The sequence below is a fragment of the Vibrio sp. genome, assembly GCF_050299255.1.
In the GTDB taxonomy this organism is placed as follows: Bacteria; Pseudomonadota; Gammaproteobacteria; order Enterobacterales; family Vibrionaceae; genus Vibrio.
On the sequence record NZ_JBNKVP010000146.1, the window covers coordinates 1 to 3,386 of the forward strand.

At 52.6% G+C, this 3,386-nt stretch carries 2 protein-coding genes; both read left to right on the plus strand.

Annotated elements, in window-relative coordinates; all coding sequences use genetic code 11:
- Positions 1-3,084 (plus strand): LamG-like jellyroll fold domain-containing protein (locus ACQY6F_RS18475; protein ID WP_428776544.1); only part of this gene is annotated, 3,084 nt, incomplete at its 5' end.
- Between the two features lie 21 nt (positions 3,085-3,105).
- The coding region (locus ACQY6F_RS18480; protein WP_428776546.1) for a hypothetical protein at positions 3,106-3,386 on the plus strand (281 nt) is incomplete at its 3' end.

Genomic DNA, 3,386 nt, shown 5'->3' on the forward strand with positions numbered 1-3,386 from the left:
CTGTACATCCACTACAACTTTGACGACATCGTCAGCAACAAGGTGGCAGACAAATCCGGTAACGGCCTGGATCTGACCCTGACCAACGCCCAGTACGCCGAAGATGCCATCAGCGGGTATGCGTTAAAACCCTATAAGGATCAGGCCGCCAAGCTGGACTTAACCACCGGCCAGCAGATTGATCTCGCTAGTACCGATTTCACGCTGTCATTCTGGTTGAAAACCACCATGACCAGCGACAAATGGGGTCGATATCAGCTATTTCCTGAAGGAAGTTACAACTCCCTGTTCTTCAGCTCAGCGAATAACTTTAAAGTGCAGTTTATGACTGAGTACGCCAACGGCGATCAGTGGGTTTCCGAGCCGGACGTACTGATTCCTGGTCGTTGGCAGATGTTTACTTACGTGCGTAGACAATCCGGCGATGTCACCATCTATGTCGATGGCCAGCTGATCCGTCAGGAACAGCAAGCGGCGGGCGATCCGATCACGCAAATTGCGCTGGAGAATTTTGAAGAAGCTTACCTGGACGAGTTGCGCATCTACAAACGTGCCTTGTCCGGCGAAGAAGTCTCTAGCCTGTATATCAACCCAAACATCGGCACCATTGCCGAACAACCGGTTGAAATAGACAGCAATGTACTCAGTGGTGAGCAGCTATGGCAGGCGCTTGACTGTGCCAAATGCCACGGCGAGGACGGCAATACCGGCTCCTCAATCATCAATGCTCTGTACCGTGAAGATATCATCGATCTCATTCGCGATACCATGCCGTATGGCAATCCGGGCAGTTGTGATCAAACCTGTGCGGAAAAACTGTACGACTGGATGCTCGATGAGTTTATTGATGGCTCAGGCGGTTCATCGGGCACTCCACCCATCACGGTTAGCGGTCTGAATGCCAATATTTCCGATCAGCAAGCCGCCCGGCTGTTCTATAGCGCCGCGCACAATCTGGCTTCCAGAGCACCAACATCGCAAGAGCGTCTCACTTTGCAACGAGATGGCGCCAGTGCCCTGCCCTCGCTGCTGGATCGGCTATTAAATGAACCTGGGTTCGTCGCCCGTATGGCTGAGATCTATCAAGACGTACTGCACACTGAAGGCACTCAAGGGGTCTTGAACTCAGTGGAAGCCTTTACTATCGCTGAAGGGGGATCGTCAAAATGGTACCTGAATGCCGCCGGTGGTAATGGCGATCTACAAAACTACCTGTGGCAGCAAACGGTCGCGGCACACAAGGCAGAAAGTACCGAACTGGTTAAGTACGTCGTTAGAAACGACTTGCCATTCTCCGATATTCTGACTGCTGACTACACTATGGTGAACTATTTCAATGCCCGCAGTTACGGTATTGAAGGCCGCTACAGTTTTGCCGAGCTGAGCAACCCGGAATGGTCACAATTCCCATGGGACAGTGAAGACTATCAGCCGGCACAGTTGAACGTACCGCAAGCAGGCGTGATGACCAACCCGGCCTACATGACGCGCTACCCAACCACGCCAACCAACATCAACCGTCACCGCTCCTATAAGTTCTACAAGAACTTCCTGGCGACCGATATCCTGAGTATCGCTGGCGAGCGGCCTTCTGCGGACGACTTAGCCGGAGACTTGCCGACCATGACCAACCCGGCCTGTACCGGTTGTCACGAGGTAATGGATCCGGTGGCGTCGTCGTTCAAGCATTGGCAAGGGAACGAATACATCGCAGACTTGCCACTCACTCCGACTCACCGTTTTTACTGGCCAGAAAACCGTATTCTGCCTGCCGGTTTTAACGGGGAACTTGCGCCGCTGTTTAGTGGTGAGGATCCGCTGCAGTGGTTGATGAGCAAGGCCGTGAACGACTCGCGCTTCTCACGCTCGGTAGTTCAGACCCTGTTTGAACCAATTACCGGTTATCCGGTGAAACCGAAGCCGCTGGAAACCGCCAGCGACGATGAGAAGTCGTACTTTGCTTCTCAACAGCAGGATATCAACCTGTTGGCAGAGCGCTTCCGCCAGTCGAACTACAACCTCAAGGCATTGGTAAAAGACCTGGTAACAAGTGCTTATAGCCTGCCTGACAACCTATTTGGCGGCACTCAGCACTTACTGACACCAGAGCAGCTGGATCGTAAAGTACGCGCGGTGTTCGGCCAGCCGTGGGCTAAGTCTACGTCATTTGAATGGCTGGACGAGGTAGGCACCCGCTTAATGTACGGTGGTCTCGACCATACCAGCGTGCTTGAACGCACCAAGGTACTGTCGGGAACCGGTGCCACCATACAGACCTGGCTGGCGAATAGTCTGGCTTGTCAGATAACGCCACAACAACTGGCGCAGGAGAGCAGCGAGCGAATTATCGCCAATGGCCTGGATCCGGAAGGTGTCGGTATCCGCATAGCGCCTAGTCAGTGGCAGTTTGATGATGGTGACCTGCTCTCTGAGCCGGATCAATCACCGGGCTACGGTGACGATTATGTCTACCGCTTTGCCTGGGGCGATGATAAGCAAGTGAACGCTTCGGTAACCATTAGCGAAGCCGGTAACTACCAGTTGGTCGTGCCTTATGCCAACAGCCGTAACGATCCTGTTGTGATGCAGCTCTACGTTGATAACCAACTGGTAGCGGACAACATTAACATGCCGAACACCAACGGGTGGGCACGCTGGGTAACCGCAACCAGTAGTTCTTTCTATCTGACCCCAGGGACATACCAGCTCAAAATGCAGGGCAAAGGCTTTAGCTACGTCAAAGTGGACAGCTTGTTCCTGAGACATATCGAAGCAACTGATTTGCAGTTTAAGCAACAGATTGCCGAGCTGATGTACCAGCTCTACGGTGAACAGGTCGAAGAAAACGATAGCCAGGTGCAATCGGCGTACGAAGTTTATCAGCAGGCACTGGCACTGGGACAAGCAGCCGTACTAGCGGAGCAGACCGGACTCAATTTGGATGGCGACTGCCAGGTGAAAAGCTACCGTCAACAAGGGGTAAATTACCCGTATGAAAACGTCAAAGATCACCAGTTCACTCAACGAGCCTGGATGGCGATGATGACTTACTTGTTGAAAGATATCCGCTTTTACTATCACTAAATCGCTGCAAGGAAATCAATAATGAACAGAAGAGAATTTTTGAAAAGCGCCGCAGCGATGACTTCACTGGCGGCATTCAGCAAACTGTCACTGGCTAGTACCGGCTACAGTACCGAGCAATACTGGGTCTTTGTCAATGCAAAAGGGGGGTGGGATACCACCTCGCTTTGTGATCCGAAAGGCGATGTTGAGTTCAGCACCAGCCGCGGCGTAATCAACCGTTACAGCACCGCTGATATCCGCCAGATTGGCAATTTCAAGCTGGCCCCGATGCTGGAGAGTAGTTACTCTGGCCCGGACCA